General features: G+C 68.1%; 16 protein-coding genes. 9 read left to right on the top strand and 7 right to left on the bottom strand.

From position 1 onward, the window contains the following. Positions 1-48 precede the first annotated feature (48 nt). From DT074_RS23980 to cimA, 3 genes are all read left to right on the top strand, one after another. Entirely contained in the window at positions 49-1,704 is a 1,656-nt protein-coding gene (locus DT074_RS23980) for an NAD+ synthase (RefSeq protein ID WP_119422398.1), read from the top strand. 353 nt (positions 1,705-2,057) lie between these two features. Next, complete coding sequence (cysS, locus tag DT074_RS23975) at positions 2,058-3,596, top strand: cysteine--tRNA ligase (RefSeq protein ID WP_119422397.1); 1,539 nt, start codon at positions 2,058-2,060, stop codon at positions 3,594-3,596. After that, complete coding sequence (cimA, locus tag DT074_RS23970) at positions 3,593-5,218, top strand: citramalate synthase (protein WP_119422409.1); 1,626 nt, start codon at positions 3,593-3,595, stop codon at positions 5,216-5,218. The genes cysS and cimA overlap by 4 nt, the downstream gene beginning before the upstream one ends. Before the next feature lie 40 nt (positions 5,219-5,258). Here cimA and DT074_RS23965 read toward each other — a convergent pair whose 3' ends face one another. From DT074_RS23965 to DT074_RS23950, 4 genes are all read right to left on the bottom strand, one after another. Then, positions 5,259-5,639: a Zn-ribbon domain-containing OB-fold protein gene (locus DT074_RS23965; RefSeq protein ID WP_119422396.1), complete on the bottom strand. Its 381-nt coding sequence runs from the start codon at positions 5,637-5,639 to the stop codon at positions 5,259-5,261. 2 nt (positions 5,640-5,641) lie between these two features. Further along, positions 5,642-6,805, bottom strand: a complete 1,164-nt coding sequence (locus DT074_RS23960) for a thiolase family protein (protein ID WP_119422395.1) — start codon at positions 6,803-6,805, stop codon at positions 5,642-5,644. A gap of 127 nt (positions 6,806-6,932) precedes the next feature. Then, the gene (locus tag DT074_RS23955; protein ID WP_119422394.1) at positions 6,933-7,487 is read right to left on the bottom strand and encodes a cupin domain-containing protein; all 555 of its coding nucleotides are present in this window, start codon (positions 7,485-7,487) and stop codon (positions 6,933-6,935) included. Between the two features lie 29 nt (positions 7,488-7,516). Continuing rightward, positions 7,517-8,470 carry a TIGR03619 family F420-dependent LLM class oxidoreductase gene (locus DT074_RS23950; RefSeq protein WP_162915169.1) on the bottom strand — a complete coding sequence of 318 codons (954 nt, stop codon included), beginning with the start codon at positions 8,468-8,470 and terminating at the stop codon, positions 7,517-7,519. Between the two features lie 116 nt (positions 8,471-8,586). On the opposite strand from DT074_RS23950, the gene DT074_RS23945 reads away from it, so the two are divergent. Both DT074_RS23945 and DT074_RS23940 read left to right on the top strand, forming a co-directional pair. After that, positions 8,587-9,033, top strand: coding sequence for a PaaI family thioesterase (locus tag DT074_RS23945; RefSeq protein WP_119422392.1), 447 nt, complete (start codon positions 8,587-8,589; stop codon positions 9,031-9,033). A gap of 11 nt (positions 9,034-9,044) precedes the next feature. Next, on the top strand, positions 9,045-9,623 hold the full coding sequence (locus DT074_RS23940; protein WP_119422391.1) for a TetR/AcrR family transcriptional regulator: 579 nt from the start codon (positions 9,045-9,047) through the stop codon (positions 9,621-9,623). Here DT074_RS23940 and DT074_RS23935 read toward each other — a convergent pair. From DT074_RS23935 to DT074_RS23925, 3 genes are all read right to left on the bottom strand, one after another. Then, positions 9,613-10,629: a WD40 repeat domain-containing protein gene (locus tag DT074_RS23935; RefSeq protein ID WP_119422390.1), complete on the bottom strand. Its 1,017-nt coding sequence runs from the start codon at positions 10,627-10,629 to the stop codon at positions 9,613-9,615. The genes DT074_RS23940 and DT074_RS23935 overlap by 11 nt on opposite strands. Then, on the bottom strand, positions 10,626-11,672 hold the full coding sequence (locus DT074_RS23930; RefSeq protein ID WP_119422389.1) for a CobW family GTP-binding protein: 1,047 nt from the start codon (positions 11,670-11,672) through the stop codon (positions 10,626-10,628). The genes DT074_RS23935 and DT074_RS23930 overlap by 4 nt, the downstream gene beginning before the upstream one ends. Positions 11,673-11,746: 74 nt before the next feature. Beyond that, positions 11,747-12,322: a TlpA family protein disulfide reductase gene (locus DT074_RS23925; RefSeq protein WP_162915168.1), complete on the bottom strand. Its 576-nt coding sequence runs from the start codon at positions 12,320-12,322 to the stop codon at positions 11,747-11,749. Positions 12,323-12,334: 12 nt separating this feature from the next. On the opposite strand from DT074_RS23925, the gene argH reads away from it, so the two are divergent. The 4 genes from argH to DT074_RS23910 are packed head-to-tail and all read left to right on the top strand — an operon-like array spanning position 12,335 to position 17,719. Beyond that, the gene (gene argH, locus DT074_RS23920; RefSeq protein WP_119422388.1) at positions 12,335-13,762 is read left to right on the top strand and encodes an argininosuccinate lyase; all 1,428 of its coding nucleotides are present in this window, start codon (positions 12,335-12,337) and stop codon (positions 13,760-13,762) included. After that, on the top strand, positions 13,759-13,947 hold the full coding sequence (locus tag DT074_RS28255) for a hypothetical protein (protein ID WP_162915167.1): 189 nt from the start codon (positions 13,759-13,761) through the stop codon (positions 13,945-13,947). The genes argH and DT074_RS28255 overlap by 4 nt, the downstream gene beginning before the upstream one ends. Positions 13,948-13,949: 2 nt before the next feature. Next, complete coding sequence (gene lysA / locus DT074_RS23915) at positions 13,950-15,218, top strand: diaminopimelate decarboxylase (protein ID WP_119422387.1); 1,269 nt, start codon at positions 13,950-13,952, stop codon at positions 15,216-15,218. Continuing rightward, entirely contained in the window at positions 15,215-17,719 is a 2,505-nt protein-coding gene (locus DT074_RS23910; RefSeq protein WP_162915166.1) for a TIGR02302 family protein, read from the top strand. The genes lysA and DT074_RS23910 overlap by 4 nt, the downstream gene beginning before the upstream one ends. Positions 17,720-17,868 lie beyond the last annotated feature (149 nt).

The following is a 17,868-nucleotide window of genomic DNA, read 5'->3' as shown; positions in this document are numbered from 1 at the left end:
CGCGTCGGTGCGCTTCCGCCGGACCCGCCGCCGCGCTAAGAAGCCAACATGACCGATCGTCTGCGTATCGCGCTGGCCCAGGTGAATCCCACGGTCGGCGATGTGGAAGGCAATGCCGAGCTGGTCCGCCGCAACCGTGCCGCGGCGGCCGGGCAGGGCGCCGACCTCGTCGTCTTCCCCGAGCTGGTGATCTCAGGCTACCCGCCGGAAGACCTGGTGCTGAAGCCGAGCCTGCAGCAGCGCTGCCGCGCCGCGGTGGAGAAGCTCGCGGCCGAGACCGCCGATGGCGGGCCGGGCCTGATCGTCGGCACGCCCTGGGTCGAGCAGGGCAAGGTCTACAACGCCGCCGTGCTGCTGGACGGCGGCGCCGTTGTCGGCGCCCGGCTGAAGCACGATCTGCCGAATTACGGCGTGTTCGACGAGAAGCGCGTCTTCGTTCCCGGCCCGATGCCGGGCCCGATCGTGTTCCGCGGCATGCGCCTCGGGGTGCCGATCTGCGAGGACATCTGGACGCCCGACGTCGTCGAATGCCTGCAGGAGACCGGAGCCGAGATCCTGCTGGTGCCGAACGGCTCGCCCTACGAGCTCGACAAGCCGGACGAGCGTTCCAATCTCGCCGTCGCCCGCGTGGTCGAGACCGGCCTGCCGCTCGCCTATGTCAACCAGGTCGGCGGGCAGGACGAGCTGGTATTCGACGGCGCGTCCTTCGTGCTCAATGCCGATCGCTCGCTTGCCGTGCAGCTGCCGGCCTATGAGAGCGCGCTCACGGTCACCGACTGGACGCGCACCGGCGACGGCTGGCGCTGCGCGCCGGCCGAGCGCGTCGCCCCGCCGGCGCGCAACGAAGGCATCTACCGCGCGATGATGCTCGGCCTCGGCGACTATGTGCGGAAGAACCGCTTCCCGGGCGTCGTGCTCGGCCTGTCCGGCGGCATCGACAGCGCGCTGACCGCCGCGGTGGCCGCCGACGCGCTCGGCCCCGACAAGGTCTGGGCCATCATGCTGCCCTATCGTTACACCAGCCCGGAGAGCCTGGAGGACGCCAAGGCGGTCGCCGACCTGCTGGGCATCCGTTACGACGTGGTGGCGATCGGCGATCCGGTCGAGGCGGTGAACCGGGGCCTGGCGCCGATCTTCGACGGCAAGAAGCCCGACATCACGGAAGAGAACATCCAGTCGCGCATGCGCGGCCTGACCCTGATGGCGGTCTCCAACAAGTTCGGCCACATGGTGCTGACCACCGGCAACAAGTCGGAGAACTCGGTCGGCTACGCCACGCTCTACGGCGATATGTGCGGCGGCTTCAACGCGCTGAAGGATCTCTACAAGACGACGGTGTTCGAGCTGTCGCGCTGGCGCAACCAGCACCATCCGCCGGGCGCGCTCGGCCCCGCCGGCCGGGTGATGCCGGAGCGGGTGATCGACAAGCCGCCCTCGGCCGAACTCCGCCCCGACCAGCGCGACGAGGACAGCCTGCTGCCCTATGGCGAGCTCGACGCCATCCTGGAATGCCTGGTCGAGCGCGAGCTGCCGGTCGACGAGATCGTGGCCAAGGGCTTCAAGCGCGAGGACGTGAAGAAGATCGAGCGGCTGCTCTATCTCGCCGAATACAAGCGCCGCCAGGCCGCGCCGGGCGTCAAGATCACCCGCAAGCAGTTCGGCCGCGACCGCCGCTACCCCATCGTCAACGCCTTCCGCGACTAGCCTTTCAACACGGAGAGCACGGAGGACGCGGAGGCACATGGGGAGGGGCGAAAGGCGCTTTGCGCCAAGAACTCCTCCGCATGCCTCCGTGTCCCCTGCGTCCTCCGTGTCTAAGCTTTCTGCGGCGCCCTCGGAATGGACCTGGAAAGGTTTATCTGCTAGGCATCGGCCCGCGCGGGCTCTGGGCCCGCGGGAGACGTGACGTGACGAACGGCTGGTCGGCCATTTCCGGGCGGATCGGGCGGCAGGGGCAGGCCCTCTGTACCGCCGGCACCCGGATTTGCCCTGCCCTCATTATCGGCGCCTGAGCCCGTTTCCGGGCTTGGCGCTAACCTGACCGTCGGACGTCCCAGATGACCCTCTATCTCTACAACACGCTCTCTCGCACGAAGGAAGCCTTCGTGCCGCTCAACCCCGACCATGTGGGCATGTATGTCTGCGGCCCGACGGTCTACGACCTCGCCCATATCGGCAATGCGCGGCCGGTGATCGTGTTCGACGTGCTGTACCGCCTGCTCAAGCGGCGATTCAAGCGCGTGACCTATGTCCGCAACATCACCGACGTGGACGACAAGATCAACGCGGCGGCCAAGGCCGAGGGCGTGGCGATCGACGTGATCACGGCGCGCACGGCCAAGGCCTATCACGACGACATGGCGGCGCTCGGCGCGTTGCCGCCGGACGAGGAGCCCCGGGCGACCCAGACCATCGCGGAGATGATCGCGATGATCGAGACCCTGATCGCCAAGGGCCATGCCTATGCGGCGGAAGGCCATGTGCTGTTCCACGTGCCGAGCTTCGCCGAATACGGCCGGCTCTCGCGCCACAATCAGGACGAGCTGATCGCCGGCGCCCGCGTCGAGGTGGCGCCGTTCAAGCGCGACCCGCGCGACTTCGTGCTGTGGAAGCCCTCCGATGCCGATCTGCCGGGCTGGGACAGCCCCTGGGGCCGCGGCCGGCCGGGCTGGCACATCGAATGCTCCGCCATGTCGAAGAAATATCTCGGCGTGACCTTCGACATCCATGGTGGCGGGCGCGATCTGGTGTTTCCGCACCACGAGAACGAGCTCGCGCAATCCGTCTGCGCCAATGCCGCGCCGTTCGTGCGCTACTGGGTGCATAACGGCTTCCTCACCGTCGAGGACGAGAAGATGTCGAAATCGCTCGGCAACTTCCGCACCGTGCGGGAGGAGCTTGAGAAAGCGCCCGGCGAGGCCCTGCGTCTCGCAATGCTGAAGACGCACTACCGCCAACCGTTGGATTGGACTGACCACGGCATTGCAGAAGCAAAGGCGGATCTGGACCGATTCTATGGCGCGCTGAAGGCGATGCGTTCGTTTGAAGTCTTGGATCCGAACGATCCTGCCAACACTGGCCAAGTGTGGTCCGTTCAAATTGTTCCTCCGCTGGATGACGATCTAAATACCCCGCGAGCGATCGCAGGCCTTCACACGATGGCTCGCCAGGCACATCGCCTTATCCCGCGTCTGGAGGCTGATATCGAACGACTAACGGAGAGCGGGCAAAAAGTGCTTCGTAGGGCAGACATCGAAGCGGTGATTGCCTCGAACGAAGCTCTAGGTAAGCCACTAATGGAGCTGTTGATCCGTAAGAACATGATGCTTCATGGCGGTGCGCTGCTCGGAATACTTCAGAACGACCCGCTTCATTGGTTCCAAGGAGCAATGGCGACGATCACCCCCATCGTCCGCGGCGTAGTCTCACCCGTCGTGACTAGTTCCATCGATATCAATGCTCAGATCGAGGCGCGCAACGCCGCCAAGAAGGCGAGGAACTTCGCCGAGGCGGATCGCATCCGCGACGAGCTGAAGGCGGCGGGCATCGTCCTGGAGGACCGTCCGGGCGGCAAGACGGAATGGAGGCGGGCATGAGCCGCGAGCGGATCTATCTGTTCGACACCACGCTCCGGGACGGCGCGCAGACGCAGGGCGTCGACTTCTCGGTCGAGGACAAGATGGCGATCGCGACCGCGCTCGACCGCTTCGGCGTCGACTATGTGGAAGGCGGCTGGCCGGGCGCCAACCCGACCGACACGGCCTTCTTCGGCGCGCCGCCCAAGCTCGCCCGGGCGAAGCTCGTCGCTTTCGGCATGACCAAACGGCCGGGCCGCAGTGCCTCCAACGATCCGGGTCTCGCGCCGATCCTGGAGGCCAAGGTGCCGGCCAACTGCCTGGTCGCCAAGACCTGGGATTTCCATGTCGATGTCGCGCTCGGCATCTCGAACGAGGAGAATCTCGAGCTGATCCGCGATTCCGTCGCCGCCTCGGTCGCGCGCGGGCGCGAGGCGATGATGGATGCCGAGCATTTCTTCGACGGCTTCAAGGCCAATCCGTCTTACGCCATCCAGTGCCTGGAGGCGGCTGCCGAATCCGGCGCGCGCTGGATCGTGCTGTGCGACACCAATGGCGGCACCCTGCCGGACGAGGTGGAGAAGATCGTCGGCGACGTGGTGAAGTCGATCCCGGGCGCCCGCCTCGGCATCCACACCCATAACGACACCGAGAACGCGGTGGCGAATTCGCTCGCCGCCATCCGAGCCGGCGTGCGCCAAGTGCAGGGCACGATCAACGGCCTGGGCGAGCGCTGCGGCAACGCAAACCTGATCTCGCTGATCCCGAGCCTGGTGCTGAAGCCGCAATATGCCGAGCGGTTCGATTGCGGCATCGATGCCGAGCGCCTGAAGCAGCTGACCGGCATCTCGCGCCTGCTCGACGAGCTGTTGAACCGCGCGCCGAACCGGCATGCGGCCTATGTCGGCGCCAATGCCTTCGCCCACAAGGGCGGGCTGCATGTCTCCGCGGTGGAGAAGGACCCGAAGACCTACGAGCATGTCGATCCCGAAGCGGTCGGCAATGCCCGCAAGATCCTGGTCTCCGACCAGGCCGGGCGCTCCAACCTTCTGGTGCGGCTCCGCGATGCCGGGATCGAGCTGTCGCCGGCCGATCCCCGCGTCGCCCGCCTGCTGGAAGACGTGAAGCAGCGCGAATTCGAGGGCTATTCCTTCGACGGCGCCGATGCCTCCTTCGAGCTGATGGCGCGTCGTTCGCTCGGCCTGATCAAGGATTATTTCGACGTGGTCAGCTTCCGCGCCATGGCGGAGCGCCGCATCAACGCCAAAGGCCATGACACCGTCGTGTCCGAAGCGGTGGTCAAGGTGATGGTCGACGGCGAGCTTCTGATGTCGGTCGCCGAAGGCAACGGCCCGGTCAACGCGCTCGACCAGGCTTTGCGCAAGGATCTCGGCCGCTATTCAAGCTATCTCGCCGATCTCCGCCTGGTCGACTTCAAGGTGCGTATCCTGACCAGCGGCACCGAGGCGGTGACCCGCGTGCTGATCGAGAGCGCCGACGCCAAGGGGAACCGCTGGTTCACCGTCGGCGTCGACGCCAACATCGTCAACGCCTCCTTCGAGGCGCTCTACGACAGCATCATCTACAAGCTGCACCGCGAAGGCGCCCCCGCCGCGAAGGGGAGCCAGCGCGCACGGGCATAGCCCTCCGCCTGTTGAGCAGGCAGAGGGCCCCACTGAACGATCACGCCGGCCGGAATACCGGTGCCGGCTTGCCGTCGTGCTCGGTGAAGCCGAGCTTCACCTTCTGGCCGATGGCGAGCTTGTTCAGGTCGCAATCGACGATCGAGGAGAGGATGGTCACGCCCTCCGGCAGGGTGACGTAGGCGATGGAATAGGGCGGATTGGCGCGCCGCTCCACGCTCCAGGAATAGATCGTGCCCTCGCCCTTGGTCTCCAGCCATTCGGTCTTGTCGCTGAAGCAATGCGGGCAGATCGGCCGCGGGTAGTAGTGGTTCTTGCCGCAGGCGGTGCAGTGCTTGAGCAGCAGCTTGCCCTTGGTCGCCGCGTCCCAGTAGGGCTGCAGCAGGACGTCGTCGAGGACGCTCGGTCCCTTGTCGGCCATGGTCAGGCCCTTTCCATGATGATGGTGCCGCTGCCGTGCCTGGTGCCGAGCGAGCCGCCCGTGCCATGCGCCAGCGCGAGATCGCAGTTCTTCACCTGCACGGCGGGATGCGCCTCGCCGCGCAGCTGCCGCACCGCTTCCAGGATCTTGGTCATGCCGCCGCGATTGCCGGGATGGTTGTTGCAGAGCCCGCCGCCATCGGTGTTGAACGGCAGCTTGCCGGTGCCGGCGATCAGGTTGCCGTCGCTGACGAAGGCGCCGCCCTTGCCCTTCTCGCAGAAGCCGAGATCCTCGATCTGCATCAGCACGGTGATGGTGAAGCTGTCGTAGATCGAGGCGTATTTGATGTCGGAAGGCTTCACGCCCGCCTCGGCGAAGGCGATCGGGCCGGAAGCCCGCGCGCCGGAATAGGTGAGGTCCACCTGGCCGCCGTTGACGTGCTTGATCGCCTCGCCGGTGCCGATGACGCGGACCAGCGGCCGCTTCAGGCTCTTGGCGATTTCCGGCGCGACCATCACGAAGGCGCCGCCGCCATCGGAGATGACGCAGCAATCGAGCCGGTGCAGCGGGTCGGCCACGACCGGCGAGTTCACCACCTCCTCTACCGTCACCACGTCGCGCAGCATGGCATGCGGGTTGTGCTGGGCATGCGTCGAGGCCGCCACCTTGATCCAGGCGAGCTGCTCCGACGTGGTGCCGAATTCGTGCATGTGGCGCTGGGCGCACATCGCGTAGAGGTTCAGCACCGTGCCCTTGTAGGGCGCCTCGAAGGGATAGTCGGGCGGGTCGACCGGCCGGCGACCGCCACCAGGCTGGCCGCCGCCGGTGCGCGGCTTGCCGGCGAGCGTCACCAGCGCGACCTTGCACTTGCCGAGCGCGATCGCCTCGGCCGCATGCGCCGCATGGATCTGATAGGAGGAGCCGCCGGTGTCCGTGCTGTCGATATGCTTCGGCTTCAGGCCGAGATACTCGGCCATGTTGAGCGGCCCGAGGCCGGGCGAATCGCCGGCGACGAAATAGCCGTCGACATCCTTGTGGCTGAGGCCGGCGTCTTCCAGCGCGCCCTTCGCCACTTCGGCGTGGATGCGGGCGAGCGAGATGCCGTCGGCCTTGCGCGTCGGGTGCTCGTAGATCCCGGCGATATACGCCTTGCCCTTGATGGTCATGCGCGTTTCCGTCTGCTGTTCTTATGACGCAACGGGCGCCACCTGCGTGGCGCCCGTGCGAACTATATCAGTGCTGCAATGCAGCGCGAGTGGGACGAACTCTCTATCAGCCCGCGGATGGCGCGGATCAGGCGGCCGCGTTCTGCATGCTGGCGCGGCGCTCCGCCACCACCGTGCCCTTGTCGGTGTCGTAGCGCAGCCGCTCCACCTTCTCGAGATCGGTGCCGGTGACGCGGATGAAGATGGCGCCGGCCGGATAGGCGATGGAATGGATGTCGGCGCCGTTATAGACGCCGGCCTTGCCGCGGGTGAGGCGATAGGACTTGTCCTTCTCCAGCTTCGCCTTGCCCGCTTCCGTCCCGTCGTCGAGCCGCTTCCACACCGTCATGTCGGTGTGCTTGACCGCCTGGCCGTAGACCGCCCAGGACTTGCCGTGGTCGTGCGGCACGCCGGCATGGTCGGCCACCATGGCGTGGCGCAGGATCTGGAAGCCGAGCTTGGGATCCTCGTAGAGCACGGTGCGGCCGGGCGGCACCTGGCCCTCGCAGTATTTGGCGATGAAGCCGTCCTCGGCCAGCAACGCTTCCAGCTTGCGGGCGATCTCTTCACGGCCCATGGGGCTCGGATCGCGGATCAGGATGTCATGCGCGTCCTTGGCGAAGGCTTCCAGCGTATAGGCCATGTTTTCCTCCTCCTCCTTTGTCGGTGAGTTTACACCTTCGCCATCACCTCGTCGCGGAACCGCTGCATGTTGCCGAGCATGCCGTCGAGGGTCGGCGCCGCCATGCGGAAGTCGAGGCTTGAGACGCCGAGATCCCGCATGGCGCGGATATCGGCGGCGATGGTCGCGGCATCGCCGGTGAACAGGCGCCGCTCGCCGTCGGATGCCTTCGCCGCTTCGCCGCCCCAGGGTACGGCGCAGCGATAGCCGAGCGTGAACGTCTTCAGGTCGCGGCCCTCTTCCTTCAGCATGGCGTGGAGGCGCGCGACATGCCCCTTGTAGCGGGCCAGCGTGTCGACCGGGAATTGCGGGTTGGTGCCGATCGGGTACCAGCCGTCGCCGAGCTTGGCTGCGCGGCGCAGCGCGGGATTACTCTCGCCGCCGACCCAGAGCGGCGGGTGCGGCTTCTGGGTGGGCTTGGGCGCGAACAGGATGTTGTCGAACTTCACATGCTTGCCGGCGAAACGGGGGCTTTCCTGGGTCCACAGCTCCTTGAACGCCGCCAGGTATTCGTTGGTCGCCTCGCCGCGCTGGTCGAAGGGCGGGGCGCCGATCGCCTCGAACTCCTCGCGCAGCCAGCCGGCGCCGCAGCCGATGGTGATGCGCCCGCCCGACAGCACGTCGATGGTCGCGATCACCTTGGCGGTCTGCACCGCCGGCCGGTGCGGCACCACCATGACGGAGGTGAGGAAGCGCAGCTTCTTGGTCCGCGCCGACAGGAAGGCGATGGCCGTCAGCTGGTCGTAGACGTCGCCCGCGCCCATGTTGGGGAACGCGCCGGTCTCCGAATACGGATAGCGCGCGTTGATGGTGGCCGGGAAGATGACGTGATCGGAGATTGTGGCATAGCCGAAGCCCATCGCCTCCGCCTCGTTGGCGATCCGGGTCATGGTGTCGGCGGTGGCCAGCGGGCCGCGCAGCGGCAGGTCGAATCCGAACAGCATCGGCGTCTCTCCCTCTTGTCGGGCACAGGATAGCACGCGGTCACGCCGTCGAAGCCATGTCTTGCCTGTCAGCCGTGCGTGGTCTAATGTATCCAGTGGATACATTGGAGCCTGCCATGAACATGTTCGATACGATCAAGGCGCATCTCGCCACCGCCGTCCCGTTTGCCGGACTGGCGGGCGTGGAGCTGACGGAATTGGGGCCGGGCCGCGCGACGGCGCGGCTGGTGCAGCGGCCGGATCTCTGCAACCATCTCGGCACGTTTCACGCCGGTGCGCTGTTCACCCTGGGCGAGACCGCCTCTGGCGGCGCCATGACCGGAGCCTTCGCGGAGCAGATTCTGTCGGTGCGTCCGGTCGCGGCGGAGGCCCGCATCACCTATGCCAAGGCGGCGCGCGGCACCTTGACGGCGACGGCCACGGCGACCGAGGCGCCGGAACTGCTCAAGGCGCGGCTCGATGCCGAGGGCAAGGTGCTGTTCGACGTCACCGTCGACATCGCCGACGAGCAGGGCCAGCTGGTCGCCGGCATGACGGTTGCCTGGCACGTGCGCAAGACGTAGTCCTCGCGCCCGTGGCGCGCGACGAGAGCAGCAGCTATCACCACGGCGACCTGGCGCGGGCCGCGCTCGACGCGGCCTATGTGCTCGTCGCGAAGCAGGGCGCGGCAGCCCTGTCGATGCGCGAGGTCGCCGGCGGGCTCGGCGTGACCCATCGCGCCCTCTATCGGCATTACGCGGATCGTGAGGCTTTGCTCGATGCCGTCGCGGCGCGCGGCTACGAGGCGCTTGCCGATGTCCTGCCGGCGGCGCCCGGGCGGACAAAGGACGCGCCGCGCGCCTTCCTGCAGGCCTATGCCGGCTTCGCCCTCGCCGAGCCTGAGATCTATGCCCTGATGATGGCGCGCGACGGCCGGCGCATGGCGACACATCCGGCGCTGCGCGCGGCGACCCGGCGGGTGATCGCCCTGAGCCAGCAGGCCTTCGGCGGCGGCCCTCAGGGCAGCGCGGCTCAGCGCGACCGCATCATCGCGCTCTGGTCGCTGCTGCACGGCGCCATCGCGCTCTACCGCGCCGGCCTGATCCGCGCCGGCAGCCGCAAGCAGTTCGTCGACTACATGCTGAAGCTGGCCGGCGAGCGGATCAGCGATTGAGTCCCGGCAGCGTGATCAGGCCCGCCTCGCCGCCCTCGGTGCCGTAGAGCGCGCGGTCGCCGGTCGCATCGAAGGCGAGGGCGCTGATCTTGCCGTGGCCGCGGTGCACCATGCCGGCGCGCTTGATCTTCGGATCGGCCAGGGTGATGGCGCCGTCGTCCCAGCCGGCCAGGAACAGCGCCTGCCTCGGATGCGCCACCACGGCGCTCATCAAGGCGCCCTCGCGGGGACCGAATTCCAGCGGCGGCTTGCCTTCCGGCCCGTCGCCCTGGAACGACCAGACCGTCACCGCCTCGGTCGCGCTCGAGGTCAGGCTCTGCCCGTCCATGTTCCAGGCGAGCCATTTCGGCTTCGCCACATAGCCCTGCATCTGCATGTCGCGGCTGTTGGCGAGCCGCCAGACATGGATCGCGTTCTCCTGCGTCGCCGTGGCCAGGAACTTCGCCGTCGGCGCATAGGCGATGGCGACATGCGAGCCCTTCCAGGCGAGCTTGCGCGGCGCCGAGGCAGGCTGGTCATGCACCCACACCGTCGCGCCGCCGTAATGCGCCGCGGCGAGGCGGGAGCCGTCCGGGCTGAAGGCGAGGCCGGCGATGGTGGAGGGGTGGGGTCCGAGCGCGCGGCGGCCCTTGGCGTCGATCGCCACCGCCTCCTTGCCGGCGGCGAAGGCGAAGGCCTTGCGCCCGGCATGAGCCACCAGGTGCTCGATCCACTTGCCCTTGACGATCTCGACCGTCTCGCCGCCGCCGCCTGCGTGGATGCGGACAACCTTGCCGCTATCGTCGCCGGTCAGAAACGCCTCGCCGGCCGGATCGGCGGCGAGCGAGAGCAGCGCGCCGCCCTCGTTCACCTCGGTGCTGAAGAGCTCGCCCTTCGCATCCGCCACCACCAGCGCACCGCTGCCGAGCGCGAAGCCGGCGGCGCCCTTCGGCGTGAACGCCGCGGCGGTGACGAAGGCGCCGAGGTCGAAACTGCGGATCTCCGGAGGCCGAACCGTGCCGCTCATGTCGCGCAGGAGTCGAAGCCGCGCTTCAGCTCGGCGGCGTCCAGGTTGCGGCCGATGAAGACGAGCTTGCTGATCCGCTTCTCGCCCGGCTTCCAGGGCTGGCCGATATCGCCGTCCATCAGCATGTGCACGCCCTGGAACACATAGCGCTTGTCGGCGCCGGCGACCGAGAGGATGCCCTTGCTGCGCAGGATGTCGGCGCCCTTCGACTGCAGGATGCCGCTCATCCACTTCTGGAAGGCCTGCACGTCGACCGGCTTCTCGGTCACGAAGGAGATGCTCTCGATGCCGCCCTCGTGGCGGTTCGGGTCCAGCTTCGGCTCGTCGTGATGGTGGTGGTGGTGATCGTGGTCATGATCGTGATGATGATGGTCATGCCCATGACCATGATCGTCGTGATCGGTCTCCAGGAAGGCCGGCTGGATGTCCAGGATGCGCTTCAGGTCGAAGGCGCCGCGGTCGAGCACGGCGTCGAGCGCCACCTCGCTCTTCTTGCTGCGCAGGGTGCGGGCATAGGGGTTGATCTGGCGGATGCGCGCCTCGACCTGTTTCAGCCGGGCCTCGTCCACCAAGTCGGTCTTGTTGACCAGGATGACGTCGGCGAAGGCGACCTGCTCCTCCGCCTCGCGGCTCTCCTGCACGCGGTCGAGGAAGTGATAGGCGTCGACCACCGTCACGACCGCGTCCAGCTTGGTGCGCTCGCGCACTTCCTGGTCGGTGAAGAAGGTCTGCGCCACCGGCGCCGGGTCGGCCAGGCCCGTGGTCTCGATGATCATGCCGTCGAGCTTGTCCTTCCGCTTCATCAGCCCACCGATGATGCGGATCAGGTCGCCCCGCACCGTGCAGCAGATGCAGCCGTTGTTCATCTCGAAGATCTCTTCGTCGGCATCGACCACCAGATCGCCGTCGATCCCCATCTCGCCGAACTCGTTGACGATCACGGCGTATTTCTTGCCGTGGTTTTCGGTCAGGATGCGGTTCAGCAGCGTGGTCTTGCCGGCGCCGAGGAAGCCGGTCAGCACGGTCACCGGTATCTGGCTCATGTCGGGAAGGGCTCCGATCGCGGGAATTGCCCCGTTATCTCGGGGCCCGCGGCCGGCTTGTCAATTGGATAGGCTCATCCGGCCGGCTTCGCCGCGATGGCCGCCTGGATCAATGCCTTGGCCTCCTTCGAATCCCACTCCGCCGGGCCGATCAGGCGGCCAAGCTCCTTCCCGTCGCGGCCGATCAGGATGGTGGTCGGCATGCCGGTGGCATCGAGCGCCCGGCCCGCCTTCATGGTCGGGTCTATGTACAGGGCCAGGTGCTTGACGCCGATCTGGTCCAGGAAGCCCTTGGCCTTGTCGCGGCCGGCCCGATCGAGCGAGAGGGCCACCACCTCGAAATCCTTGGAGCCGAGCGCCGCCTGCAGGCGGTCGAGCGAGGGCATCTCCTCCCGGCAGGGCGCGCACCAGGTGGCCCACAGGTTGAGCAGCACCACCCGGCCCTTGAAGGCATCCAGGCCGATCTTCGCGCCGGCCTTGTCCTCGAAGGCGATTTCCCCGACTGGCTTAGCCGGCGCGGCCGGCCTAAATTCCTTCATGGCGCCGGTCGCAAGCCGCGCAAGGTCGGCGGCGGAAGCGGCGCCCGCCAGCGTTGCCGCCAAACCGACCCCGGCCACCAGACGCAAGATGCAACGGAACCAGTTCTTCATCGACGTGCCTTCATGACCGAGAAAAAGCCTGCCCAGCCGGGGGTCAATGCCCAACCTGCCGCAAATGCGCTGTGGGGCGGCCGGTTCGACCAGGGACCGGCGGAGCTGATGCAGCGCATCAACGCCTCCATCGCGTTCGACCAGCGCCTTTATGTCCAGGATATAGCGGGCAGCCGCGCCCATTGCAGCATGCTGGTGGCCGCGGGGATCGTTTCCCGGGCCGATGGTGACGCGATCTTGAACGGACTTGATCGGGTCGAGGCCGAGATCGCCGCCGGCCAGCTGAAGATCGACCTGGCGCTGGAAGACATCCACATGCATGTCGAGGCGCGCCTCAAGGAGATCATCGGCGAGCCGGCGGGCCGGCTGCATACCGCGAGGTCGCGCAACGACCAGGTGGCGCTCGACGTCCGGCTCTGGGTGCGCGACGCGCTCGACCGCTTCGAAGCGGGCCTCTCCGCGTTGCAGCACGCCCTGGTCAGGCGCGCCGAGGAGCATGTCGAGACGGTGATGCCGGGCTTCACCCATCTGCAGGCGGCCCAGCCGGTCACTTTCGGCCATCACCTGCTCGCCTATGTCGAGATGTTCGGTCGCGACCGCGGCCGGGCGCGCGATGCGCGGGCGCGGCTGAACGAGAGCCCGCTCGGCGCCGCGGCGCTCGCCGGCACCTCGTTCCCGATCGACCGCCACCGCACCGCGGCCGAGCTCGGCTTCGACCGGCCGATGCGCAACTCGCTCGACGCCGTCTCGGCGCGCGACTTCGCGCAGGAATTTCTGGCGGCCGCGGCGATCTCGGCCACGCATCTCTCGCGCCTCGCCGAGGAGCTCGTCATCTGGTCGTCGGCGCAGTTCGGTTTCGTGCGCATGTCGGATGCCTTCACCTCGGGCTCCTCGATCATGCCGCAGAAGAAGAATCCGGATGCGGCGGAGCTGGTGCGGGCGAAGTCGGGCCGGGTGATCGGCGACTTCACCGCGCTCACCATTGCGCTGAAGGGCCTCGCGCTGACCTACGGCAAGGACATGCAGGAGGACAAGGAGCCGATCTTCGATGCCGCCGACACGATCGAGCTCTGCCTCGCCGCCATGGCCGGCATGATCGCCGACATGGCGGTCAATCCGGCGGCCATGCGCAAGGCGACGGCGGCGGGCTTTCTCACGGCGACCGATCTCGCCGACTGGCTGGTCAAGGCCAAGGGGCTGCCGTTCCGCGAGGCGCATCATGTGACGGGCCGCGCGGTGAAGCTCGCCGAGAGCCGCGGGGTAGGCCTGGAGGATCTGTCGCTGGCCGAACTGCAATCGGTGCATTCCGGCATCGACGCCGATGTTTTCCCGGTGCTGGCGGTGGAGAATTCGGTCAAGGCGCGCACCAGCTTCGGCGGCACCGCACCCGACCGCGTGCGCGAACAGGTTCTCTGGTGGAAGAAGGAACTCGGCGCGTGATCCGGTGGGCAATTCGGCATCTCTCTCTCGCCATGGCCGGGGCTGACGTGAGTAGTGGCCGGCGCGCCGCGTTGTTGCTGCCGCTGGCCCTGGCGCTTGGCGCCTGCGGCAAGATGGGCGACAACGAAGCGCCGCCGGGGGCCGATCCGGCGCGCTCCAAGGACGTATTCAAGAAGCCGAGATAGACGTGAACCCGTTCGACTATCGCGGCGGCATCCTCCATGCGGAGGGCGTCGCCATCCCCGGGCTCGCCGAGGCCGTCGGCACGCCGTTTTATTGCTATTCGACCGCGGCGCTGGAGCGGCAATACCGGCTCTATGCCGAGGCCTTCGCCGGCACGGATGCGCTGATCTGCTATTCGCTGAAGGGCAATTCCAACCAGGCGGTGATCGCCACCTTCGCCCGGCTCGGCGCCGGCGCCGACGTGGTGTCGGAGGGCGAGCTGGCCCGGGCGTTGGCCGCCGGGGTGCCGGCGGCGAAGATCGTGTTCTCCGGCGTCGGCAAGACGCGGGAGGAGATGGCGGCGGCGGTCAAGGCCGGCATCCGCCAGTTCAACGTCGAATCCGAGCCCGAGCTCGCGCGGCTCAACGAGGTGGCGCTCGGGGCGAACCGCAAGGTCGATATCGCCATCCGGGTCAATCCGGATGTCGACGCCAACACCCATGCCAAGATCACCACCGGCAAGGCGGAGAACAAGTTCGGCGTGCCGTGGAGCCGGGCGCGCGAGGCCTATGCCCGGGCGGCGCGCATGCCGGGGCTCCGCGTAGTCGGGGTCGATGTGCATATCGGCTCGCAGATCGTCGATCTGGCGCCGTTCGAGACCGCGTTCCGCAAGGTGGCGGGGCTGGTGCACGAGCTGCGCGCCGACGGGCACGACATCACCGGCATCGATCTCGGCGGGGGCCTCGGCATCGCCTATGAAGACGAGGAAGCCCCACCCAGCCCCGGCGACTATGCCGACATGGCCCGCCGGGTGCTCGGCAATCTCGGCTGCAGCTACACCATGGAACCCGGAAGGTCACTGGTTGGTAATGCCGGAATCCTGGTTTCCCGCGTTATCTATGTGAAGCGGGGCGAGGCGAAGACTTTCGTCATCCTGGATGCCGCCATGAACGATCTCATAAGGCCGAGCCTCTACGATGCCCATCATGGCGTCATTCCGGTCACCGAGCCGGCGGACAATTCCGCGCGAGAGCGGGTCGATTTCGTGGGGCCGGTCTGCGAGAGCGGTGATATCCTGGGGCTCGATCGTCTGGCACCACCCTTGCAGGCCGGTGACCTTGTCGCGATCCTGTCGGCAGGCGCTTATGGGGCGGTGATGGCATCGACCTACAATTCCCGGCCGCTGATTCCCGAGACCCTTGTTTCGGGTGAGAAATTCGCCGTGGTCCGGCCGCGCCCGCCGATCGAGGCGCTGATTGCGGCCGACCGCCTGCCGCCCTGGCTGGCCCCGTGACCGATCGCCCTGCCCGCGACCTTGCCGCCATCTATGCCCGCAAGCTGAAGCGGGCCCGGGCAGCCATCTTGTGGGAGCGGGTCTGGCCGGCGCTCTGGCCGCTCGGCGGCACGCTCGGGCTCTTCCTGACCCTGTCGCTGTTCGACCTCTGGCGCGAGATCCCCGGCTGGTTGCATCTGGTGGGATTGATCGCCTTCGGGGCTGCCGTTCTGGTCGCCATCTGGTGGGCGGCGGGCCGCATCCGCCAGCCGAGCCACGAGGAGGCGCGCCGCCGTCTCGAGCAGGTCAGCGGCCTCGACCACCGTCCACTCCTGACCATCGAAGACCGGCAGGCGGGCGCCACCGGCGATCCCGATGCCCGGCGCCTTTGGGAGGCGCATGTGGCCCGTGCCCGGGCCGCTCTGCAGCGGCTCCGGGTCGGCCGGCCGCGGGCCTCCTGGGCCGGGCTCGACCCCTTTGCCGCGCGCGCCGCTTTGTTCGTGCTGGTTGCCCTCGGCCTCGTGGTGGCCAACAGCGACACCGGCCGCCGGCTCGGCGCGGCTTTCCGTCCCACGCTCGCCAAGGCGGTGGAGGCGCCGGTGCGGCTCGACGCCTGGATCAGCCCGCCCACCTATACCGGCCAGCCGCCGATCTTCCTGACCCGCGAGAACGGTCCGATCCCGCAGGGCGCGCCGGTCCGCGTGCCGACCGGCTCGAAGCTGATGGCGCGGCTCAATGGCGGCCAGGGCGAGGCGGCGCTTGCCATCGATGGCGAGCGCAAGGCCTTCCAGGCGATCGATCCGCGCAATCAGCAGGTCGAGCAGCAGCTGACCCAGGGCGCGCGCATCGCCGTGAGCCAGGGCACCCGCGAAATCGCCGCCTGGCCGATCCAGATCGTGCCCGACCTGCCGCCCGCGGTGACCTTCGCCTCGCCGCCGGTGCCGACCCAGCGGCTGGCGCTGCAGCTCGATTTCCAGGCCAGCGACGATTACGGCCTCGCCAAGGTCTATGCCGAGATCCGTCGCGACGGCTCCGACGAGGTGCTGGTCGTGCCGCTGCCGCTCTCGGGGCCTGCGCTGAAGCGCGCCGCCGAGAAGACGGCGCACGATCTGACGGAGCACCTGTGGGCCGGGCTCGAAGTCTCGGTCATGCTGGTGGCCGAGGACGGCATCGGCCAGAAGGGCGTCAGCGAACCGGCCAATATCCGCCTGCCCGAGCGGCCGTTCCGCCATCCGGTGGCGCGCGCGCTGGTCGAGCTGCGCCGCACCCTGGCGGTCCAGATCGACCGGCGCGGCACGGTGGCCAAGGCGATCGCCGCCATCATGCTGATGCCGGAGACCTTCAACAACGACACCACGGTCTACCTCGGCCTGCGCACCGCCGGCCGCCGCCTCACCGCCTGGGACTGGCAGACGCAGGTCGGCGAGGTGCAGAAGCTGATGTGGGACCTCGCGCTCAGGCTCGAGGACGGCAACCTTTCGCTGGCCGAGCGGGCGCTGCGCGATGCCGAGCGCGCGCTGCGCGAGGCGCTCGACCGCAACGCGCCGAACGAGGAAATCCAGAAGCTCGTCGAGGATCTGAAGCGCGCGCTCGACCAGTTCCTGCAGGCGCTGGCGGAGCAGATGGAGCGCCAGGCCCAGGAAGGCGGCGACGAGTTCGACGAGCTGCCGCCGGATGCGCGGACGATCACCCGCGAGGACCTGATGCGCATGCTGGACCAGCTGCGCGACATGTCGCAATCCGGCGCCCGCGACGCCGCGCGCGATCTGCTGTCGCAGCTGCAGCGCATGATGGAGAACCTGCGCACCGCCCGGCCGCAGCGCTCGCCCGGCCAGGCCAACCGCGACCGCCAGATGCGCGAGATGGGCGACCTGATGCGCAAGCAGCAGGAGCTGCTCGACGAGACCTTCCGCCGCTCCCAGCGCGGCCAGCAGGGCCAGCAGGGCGAAGGCCAGCAGGACGGCCGCGGCCTGGCCCAGCGCCAGGAAGAGCTGCGCCGTATGCTGGAGCAGATGATGCGCCAGCTCGGCCAGGGGCCGGGCCAGCGCGGCCAGCAGGGCCAGCAGGGCGACGGTCAGCAGCAGATGGGCGAAGGGCAGCAGCCGGGCCAGGGCCAGCAGCCGGGGCAGGGCGGAGCGCTCGGCCGGGCCGAGCGCTCGATGCGCGATGCCCGCGACGCGCTCGGCCGCGGCCAGCCCGGCAGCGCCGTCGGCCCGCAGACCGACGCGTTGGATCAGCTGCGTGAGGGCATGCGCGGCATGATGGAGCAGATGTTCGGCGAGGGAATGGACGGCCGACCGCCGCAGGGCAGCCGCGAGGGCCGCGCCGGCGCCGACCGCGAGGATCCGCTCGGCCGGCCCTTGCCGGGCGAATGGGATTCCGGCGACAGCACCAAGGTGCCCGACAAGGGTGAGCTGCAGCGCAGCCGCGAGATCCTGGAAGAGCTGTTGCGCCGCGCCGGCGAAGCCGCCCGCCCGCTGATCGAGCGCGAATACCTGGAGCGCCTGCTGAAGCGGTTCTGATTCGCAGGCCGATCCGGGGACTGCCGCGCCGGCCTAGAGCGTGATGCATTTAGCTTTGTGCATAGCCGGCGTTTTTGAAGTAGTTGGCGCATTCGGTTGATGTGCAGCTATCGAGGATGCGGCCGATCGCGTCCGAGATGGCGTCGGCG

Origin of the sequence: Desertibaculum subflavum, from assembly GCA_003576705.1 — a bacterium.
In the GTDB taxonomy this organism is placed as follows: domain Bacteria; phylum Pseudomonadota; class Alphaproteobacteria; order Ferrovibrionales; family Ferrovibrionaceae; genus Desertibaculum; species Desertibaculum subflavum.
This window is presented reverse-complemented; position numbering and strand designations above follow the sequence as displayed.